The organism is Emticicia sp., from assembly GCF_049241225.1.
GTDB lineage: Bacteria > Bacteroidota > Bacteroidia > Cytophagales > Spirosomataceae > Emticicia.
On record NZ_JBMLRC010000394.1, the window covers coordinates 19,905 to 27,602 of the forward strand.

Genomic DNA, 7,698 nt, shown 5'->3' on the forward strand with positions numbered 1-7,698 from the left:
AATTTCTTTTATCATCTAAGGGAAAATAACCTAAAGGTAAATCTTCGGGAGCATCTGACTTTGTTAGAAGCTCTCGATAAGGAAGTCGTGGCATACAACACCGAAGATTTTTATTTTCTGAGCCGTGCTATTTATGTAAAACACGAACAGAATCTTGATTTATTTGATAGATTATTTAGTCAGTTTTTTGATGGCGTTGAGGAGGTTCGAGTGGAAGATTTTCTAAAAATTGATGATAGTTGGCTGATAAAAAAGCTTTTAAGTGAATTATCAGAAGAGGAAAAAGAAGCTATCAAAGCGGCTGGTGGTTTAGAAGAATTGCTCGAAAGGTTAAGAAAAACTATTGAAGAACAAAAAGAACGCCACGAAGGCGGAACCAAATGGGTTGGAACGGGTGGCACTTCACCATTTGGAAACGGAGGGTATAATCCAACTGGAATCAGAATAGGAGGGAAAGGCGGCGGAAAAAATGCTACCAAAGTTTGGGATAAACGTGAGTTCAAGAATTATGATGATAATCTTGAGTTAAATACACGTAACACCCAAATGGCTTTAAGACTTTTACGAATCTTGACTCGTGAAGGTGTAGAAGATGAATTGAACTTAGAAGAAACCATTGACCGAACTTGCAATAATGCGGGGTTTTTGGATATAAAAATGCAGGCATCAAAGCAAAATAGAGTAAAAATATTATTGTTGCTTGATGTGGGCGGTTCAATGGATGATTTCGTTGAAGAGTGTTCGATGCTCTTTTCTTCGGCCAAGCATCAGTTCAAAAATTTAGAATTTTACTACTTTCATAATTGCGTATATGAAAATCTTTGGAAAGACAATAATCGCCGATATGAAGATAAAATCTCTACTTGGGATGTATTGAATAAATATAACAAAGATTATAAAGTGATTTTTGTTGGCGATGCCTCGATGTCGCCGTGGGAGTTATCCGAACCACGAGGTAGCGTAGAGCATTTTAATGCTGAAGCTGGCACGGTTTGGCTCGAAAGATTTAGAGATAAATTCCCAAACCTGATATGGCTAAATCCAATTAATGATGGTTACTGGCAGTATACCCACACAATTCAAGAAATCAGAAAATGGTCTGACAATCGAATGTTTCCGCTAACAATCAGTGGTTTAGAAAAAGCCATGAAATGTTTGAAAAATAGTAAGTTGAAATTTAATTCGTAGAATTGCTTGCAGTTTATTAGTTTTTTATAACTTTAATCTATAAAGGTTAGCAAAATGAAAGTTTTAGAAAAAGTTGATAAAAATGAATCTCAATTAAGAAAGGTCTTATTTGGGCGTGTTATGCAAAGAAGATTGCAAAAACAAATTGAAAGAGTTCAAAATGATTCGTCTTTTGATATGATGATAGAACAACTGCGAAATAAGAATAATGAGTAAACCGTATTACTTCATTAAGAATGATTCTAAAACAAAGTATTCATTTTTAACGAATTCAGGTATTATTTATCGAATTGCCTTTTCAGAAATACCTGATTTATTTGCTGAATATCCTCTTTTCGCAAATAACGTGTTTGAGTTTATTATTGCTTTAGATAAAAATCAAAAAGACTATTCTCCTAAACTTGATGTGAATGTCGGAGCTACGATTGCTGAAATCATAAAAGATTTTATGGATGAACGAGACAAAGTAATTGTCTATTTCTGTGATGTGAAAGATAGAAAGCATGAAGCAAGAAATAGAAAATTTCACTCTTGGTTTTCACGATTTAATGACAACTTTGTAAATTATACGATACCAATTAAAGATTCAGAAGTCGATTTGACTTATTATAATACTTTAATATTAAAAGAAGAAAATCCATATAAGATGCAAATATTTGAAGCCTTCGATGAAATTTTAAATGGTTTTGAAGAAAAATAGCGTATTATTTAAAACAAAGCCTTTACTTGTTTTGAAGTAAAGGCTTAATATTTTTTCTACAAATTCATCAAAAACTCCATTGTATCAATTCCATCGGCAAAGTCTTCAAGTTTTGGTACTTGTGCTTCACCAAATCTGAAACTATTTTCAAATTTAGCATCGGTTGAAACTGTACACTGAATTTTTTCGGCGTTTTCTTCTAAAAGTTGAGCTAAATGGGCTTCATTTTCGTAGGTTTCATAAAAGCAAACCGAAATTGGTGAAACCAATGCCTCGTCTTCTTTCAAAATTAAAAATCCATTATCCAAATGTGGCACTCGATTGACTAAATAAATTGATTTATTATAATCATAATTATTATTGTATTTATGGTGCAAACGAATGGTACTCCAATATTCAATTGATTCATAAAATTTATCAAATTTATATCCAATTGGCACGTAGAGTTTAGATACATTTCTACAACCTAAACCAAAGTATTGAAAAATATCATTTCCTAAATCGGCCAATTCACTACGAGTTTCGTTACCATTAATCACTGCAACCGATGTGCGATTTCTGCGTATAATTCTTGGTTTTGATGCAAAATAATACTCAAAATGCTTGGCTGTGTTATCGCTTCCTGTTGCAATTAATGCATCTGCATCATTTAATCTTTGAGCAATTCTAATCACATCCTTCAATGATGGGTCTAACTCAAAAAGTTTATTGATTAAAAACATCATTGTTGCGGTGTCGCTCGAGCTAAGTTTAATCAATGCGATATTACCTGTCAGTACCGTACAAAGTAAGTCATGAAAACCCACTCCAGGTATATTGCCAGCCATTACGATGCCAATTTTCTTGGGTTTGTTGTTTTCTGAAATTGAATATTTTTCGGCAAATTTTTCGAGAGCTACTTGATTCAAATATATTTTGGCGATATTTTCAACTGCCAGCTTTACGTTATCTTCCGTAAACCATCCGTTCTCATTTCTTGCCGCCGAAAATAGAGGCTTTAGTGGTTCATCATTCAAATTTTGTAGAATGAACTCACCAAGCCTTGAAAATGTAATAATATTTTTTTTATATTGCATTATTTTTAGAAAATTATTGCTCGTTTATAAAATCTTACAAAAATACAAGTAAACTGAAACTTTGAAGCCTTATATTTGTTTAAAGTTTAGTAAACTATTAAATATATAGAGAGAGTATGGCAATCATTATAACTGACGAATGTATCAATTGTGGTGCATGCGAACCAGAGTGCCCAAATACAGCCATTTATGAAGGTGGTGTTGAATGGACTTGGTCTGGTGGAACAAAACTCACAGAAGTAGAATTAGAAGACGGAACCGTAATCGGTGGAAAAGACCCAATGGCTCCTGTATCTGATGAGTTCTATTATATTGTTTCAGACAAATGTACGGAGTGTCATGGTTTTCATGAAGAACCACAATGTGCGGCGGTTTGTCCAGTAGATTGCTGTGTGCCTGACCCAGACCACGTAGAAGACGACGAAACTTTATTGGCTAAAAAAGCATGGTTACATGCAGAAGCTTAATTGAGTATTTGAGATAAGTATATAGTACTATAGAATTAGCCCCAAATTAGGTAATCTGATTTGGGGCTTTTTTTGTGCTTTTCTTGAAATTGTACAATATTAAGAATTAATTGTGTTTCAGAATAATATTTGCCATAATTGTATAATATCAAAATATAATTTGTTTTTAAATAAAATATAATTATTTTAATAAATAGTTTGATTTTGAAACATATAAATTGGCTTTTTTATAAAAAATAAAAAAATATTGGATTTTTTTGTACTTAAAATTTGGATTTAAACATTTTTTGATAAAGATTTGCATGAGAATTAAATCTAACCAATGATTAATTAAACCAAAGAAAATTATGAGAAAATCAATTTTTACCGTACTTTCATTGTTTACAGCAGTAAACGTTTTCGCTCAAGATGCTACAACAAAACCAGAAGAAAAGAAAAGCCCATTTACGTTTTCAGGATATGTCGATACTTATTTCTTCGGAAACTTCAACGCACCAAAATCAAAATCAAATTTAGGAGCATCCGGATACGAAAGAGCATTCGACCAAAAGGTTGGTCAATTTCAGCTTGGTTTAGCTCAAACAAAAATGACCTACTCAACAGACAAGGTTGATGGTGTTATTGACTTGGTATTCGGTAGTCATGCAGACTTAGGTAATTATGGCAATGTAATCAGTCCAATCTCTGATGTAACAAGTACATCATTAGCAATCAAACAAGCATATTTAACTTGGAAAGCTACTGACAAATTTTCATTGACTGCAGGTCAGTGGGGTACTCATATCGGTTATGAAGTAATCGATGCTCCAGTAAACTTTAATTATTCCCTTTCAAACTTATTCAATAATGGGCCATTCTACCATACAGGTTTGAAAGCAACACTTGCTACTTCTGAGAAATCATCATTAACTTTTGGAGTTGTCAATGGTATTGACTCGAAAATTGATAATAATGCAAAACTTGGAACCATGGCACAGTTTTACATTTCACCAGCTGAAGGTTGGAATTTGTATGTAAACTGGTTGGGTAGTGATGAAGGCACAGACGAGAAATCATACTACTCTATCTTTGACTTAACAACATCATATCAAATTACTGAAAAATTCTTGTTAGGTGTTAATGCTGCTTATGGTACACAAAGCAAACTAAGTTGGGGTGGTGCTGCGGTTTATGCACAAGCTTCATTAACTGATAAATTTGGCCTAGGAGTTCGTTATGAATACTTTGATAATAAAGATGGAGCACGTGCATTATTAAACCGTGAAGGAAACGGAACGTCTGTAAATTCATTCACATTGACAGGTAACGTTATTATTTCTGATAATTTATTATTCAAACCAGAATTCCGCCTTGACAGCTATGCAAAATCAAAAGCTGGAATGGCACAATTTGAAGACAAAGATGGTAAATTTACTAAAGACTCTCAATCTACTTTCGGTGGAGCTTTAATATTCAAATTCTAATCTTGTTATTAACCTAAACCAATACTTATTTTTTTGTACAACATTTAAACCTCAAATCACTATGCGTAAAAATCCTCTTCCCCTGATTATTTTGTTAGTGCTTGCCGTAGTTGCGTTATTGCTACCAGCGGTGCCGTCAACAATCGTTACAGAAGGAATCAACTCAGGCGATACTGCTTGGATGTTAGTTAGTACGGCCTTAGTATTAATTATGACCCCTGGTTTAGCTTATTTCTACGGAGGTATGGTAAACACCAAAAACGTTATCTCAACAATGCTACAAAGTTTTATTGCAATGGGTGTGATTTCTGTACTTTGGGTTACTGTAGGTTATAGCCTTGCTTTCGGAGAATCAATCGGAGGTTTTGTTGGAAACCCAATGACTCACTTTATGTTTGCTGGTGTTTTAGAAAGCAAGCCGTGGTCACTTGCTCCAACTATTCCATTAGTAGTATTTGCTTTCTTCCAGTTGAAGTTTGCAGTTATTACTCCAGCTCTCGTAACAGGTTCATTGGCTGAGCGTATCAATTTCAAATCTTATGTATTGTTCATTATTTTGTTCAGTATCTTCGTATATGCTCCTTTAGCACACTGGACATGGCACCCAGAAGGTTTCCTTTTCAAAATGGGAGTTCTTGATTTCGCTGGTGGTACTGTTGTACACATGTCGGCTGGTTGGGCTGCTTTGGCTGGTGCAATTTACTTGAAACGTCGTCGTACACACGTAGAAGGCAGTTTCCTTCCACCTGCAAATATTCCTTACGTATTATTGGGTACAGGCTTATTATGGTTCGGATGGTTTGGTTTCAACGCAGGTTCTGCTTTAAGTGCTGGTACATTGGCTGCTTCGGCTTTTGCTACTACAAACACTGCTGCTGCTGCTGCTGGTTTAGCTTGGGTATTGCTTGATGCTGCAAATGGCAAAAAAGTATCTGCTCTTGGTTTCTGTATTGGTGTAGTTGTTGGTTTAGTTGCTATCACACCTGGTGCTGGTTTCGTTACTATCCCTCACGCTATTTTCATCGGTACAATTTCTTCGTTGATCTCTAACTATTTAGCTCACTTAAAAACTAAAACAGCTCTAGATGATACGCTTGATGTATTCCCTTGCCACGGTGTTGGTGGTATGGTTGGTATGTTGTTGACTGGTGTATTTGCCAACAAAGGAATCAACGCTGCTGTTGTTGACCAAGGTTTGTTCTTCGGTGAGTCGAAATTATTTATCAATCACGTAATTGCATTAGTAATCGTTTCAGTATTTGCTTTTGCGATGTCGTTTGTAATGTTGAAAATAACAGATGTAATTTTACCACTTCGCGTTTCTGAGGCTGACGAAAAAGCTGGTCTTGACATCAGTCAACACGATGAATCATTGGTAGAAGCATAAAATATTCATATTTTTGTAACAAAATCACAATTGCGGTTAAAACCGTACTTTTATTGTGGTTTTGTTGTACTCCATAAGTCAAAATGCCCGCCGTTTGGTGGGCATTTTCTTTTTTGTGGACCGAACATTCTGTATGCTTTTATGAATGAATAGAATATTTAGAATAGACAGAAGATTTTTACTTGCAAAAACTAAAACCTCACCGTAAAATAATTACACCCATTATTCACAATACTGCAAACTACAAGCGGCCGAGCATCGTCCGCCGTTGCTCGTGTTCGCACCACATTTATAAATGCACGGCAATTAAAGCTAAAATTGCAGGAACTGCCTGTACATAAAAAATTTTTTTGCCAGCCGTTAATCCACCATAAATTCCTGCGACTATAACACACGAGAGAAAGAATACAGCTACATAAATCGACCAAGCATGATTTTCAATGAGCAACGACCAAAACAATCCAGCGGCCAAAAAGCCATTGTAAAGACCTTGATTAGCGGCAAGTGCTTTGGTTGGTTCAAAAAGTTCTCTTTTGAGGCTCTTGAATACCCCCGGAGCTTTGGTTGTCCAAGCAAACATTTCGAGCCAAAGAATATAGCAATGTTCTATTGCCACCAAACCGACAAGAATTTTAGCGATAATTTCCATTTGTGAGAAAGGTTTAGGTAAAAAATAAAAAAATCGACCCGAAAGAGTCGATTTTTTGTGATTAAATCAAATTTTTTCAAAAATAATTATGTAAAATTTACTGACTAATTAGTAATTCGTAACATACTGTTGACTTGTGGACTATTGACTACTAACTATTTTTAATTATTCTCCAGCATTACGAAGCCCAACTCTTGGCAAAACTGGCAAGCCTTCGTTACCATCTTCACTGACTGATTGCACTGCGAAGAAGTAATTATCCTTTGAGAAAGGCAATGAAATTTTTAGATTGGTAGTAAAAAATTTCTTTTGCCAGTAAGGCATGGCAGTTTCACGCATCAAAACATAATATCCTTTTACTTTTCCTGTTTTTGGAGCTTTCCAGTTTAAATTGGTCGAATTTCCCAAACCACGCACATCTAAAACTACATCTTGTGGCATTGATGGAGATTTTGCCAAATTTGACAGTGAAGCAAGATTTACACAAGTATTTTTGCGTAGATATTCAAAATCCATAAACTTTATCAAGTCTCCGTATTCTACACCATTTTCGACTCTAAGGTCTTGGTGTTGATGAAGGAAATTTTCGTTCATTTCAGACAAACGAACCGCCGCAAATCCACGATTGACAAATGGGGTATGGTCACCTCCACGCAAGAAACGATCATTTCTGTAAATCATCACTACTTCCAAATTATCAACGTAGCGTTCGCCAGTTTCTTTGACATAACGAGCCAATTGACGTGCTTTTCCATCATTTTCTACACC

General features: G+C 35.1%; 8 protein-coding genes and 1 pseudogene. 6 read left to right on the forward strand and 3 right to left on the reverse strand.

Features of this window, described 5'->3' with window-relative positions; translation table 11 throughout:
* The 3 genes from ACOVO2_RS20735 to ACOVO2_RS20745 form a co-directional block, all read left to right on the forward strand.
* On the forward strand, positions 1-1,188 hold a 1,188-nt coding region (locus ACOVO2_RS20735), incomplete at its 5' end, for a vWA domain-containing protein (protein ID WP_421771819.1).
* 54 nt (positions 1,189-1,242) lie between these two features.
* Positions 1,243-1,404: a hypothetical protein gene (locus ACOVO2_RS20740; RefSeq protein ID WP_421771820.1), complete on the forward strand. Its 162-nt coding sequence runs from the start codon at positions 1,243-1,245 to the stop codon at positions 1,402-1,404.
* Positions 1,397-1,888 (forward strand): DUF6169 family protein, encoded by a 492-nt coding sequence (locus tag ACOVO2_RS20745; RefSeq protein WP_421771821.1) that lies wholly within the window; start codon positions 1,397-1,399, stop codon positions 1,886-1,888. Before ACOVO2_RS20740 ends, ACOVO2_RS20745 begins: the two co-directional genes overlap by 8 nt.
* Positions 1,889-1,944: 56 nt before the next feature.
* On the opposite strand, the gene ACOVO2_RS20750 is transcribed toward ACOVO2_RS20745, so the two are convergent.
* Complete coding sequence (locus ACOVO2_RS20750) at positions 1,945-2,964, reverse strand: acyl-CoA reductase (RefSeq protein ID WP_421771822.1); 1,020 nt, start codon at positions 2,962-2,964, stop codon at positions 1,945-1,947.
* Between the two features lie 116 nt (positions 2,965-3,080).
* On the opposite strand from ACOVO2_RS20750, the gene ACOVO2_RS20755 reads away from it, so the two are divergent.
* From ACOVO2_RS20755 to ACOVO2_RS20765, 3 genes are all read left to right on the forward strand, one after another.
* On the forward strand, positions 3,081-3,431 hold the full coding sequence (locus ACOVO2_RS20755; protein ID WP_188765228.1) for a 4Fe-4S dicluster domain-containing protein: 351 nt from the start codon (positions 3,081-3,083) through the stop codon (positions 3,429-3,431).
* A gap of 347 nt (positions 3,432-3,778) precedes the next feature.
* Positions 3,779-4,894 (forward strand): porin, encoded by a 1,116-nt coding sequence (locus tag ACOVO2_RS20760; protein WP_421771823.1) that lies wholly within the window; start codon positions 3,779-3,781, stop codon positions 4,892-4,894.
* A gap of 61 nt (positions 4,895-4,955) precedes the next feature.
* A complete protein-coding gene (locus tag ACOVO2_RS20765) occupies positions 4,956-6,281 on the forward strand; it encodes an ammonium transporter (RefSeq protein WP_421771824.1) in 1,326 nt (441 codons plus the stop codon).
* A gap of 289 nt (positions 6,282-6,570) precedes the next feature.
* Here the strand turns inward: ACOVO2_RS20765 and ACOVO2_RS20770 are convergent, their stop codons facing one another.
* Positions 6,571-6,930, reverse strand: coding sequence for a DUF1304 domain-containing protein (locus tag ACOVO2_RS20770; protein WP_421771825.1), 360 nt, complete (start codon positions 6,928-6,930; stop codon positions 6,571-6,573).
* 165 nt (positions 6,931-7,095) lie between these two features.
* Positions 7,096-7,698 (reverse strand): annotated as a pseudogene (locus tag ACOVO2_RS20775) (peptidase M28); the annotation flags it as partial.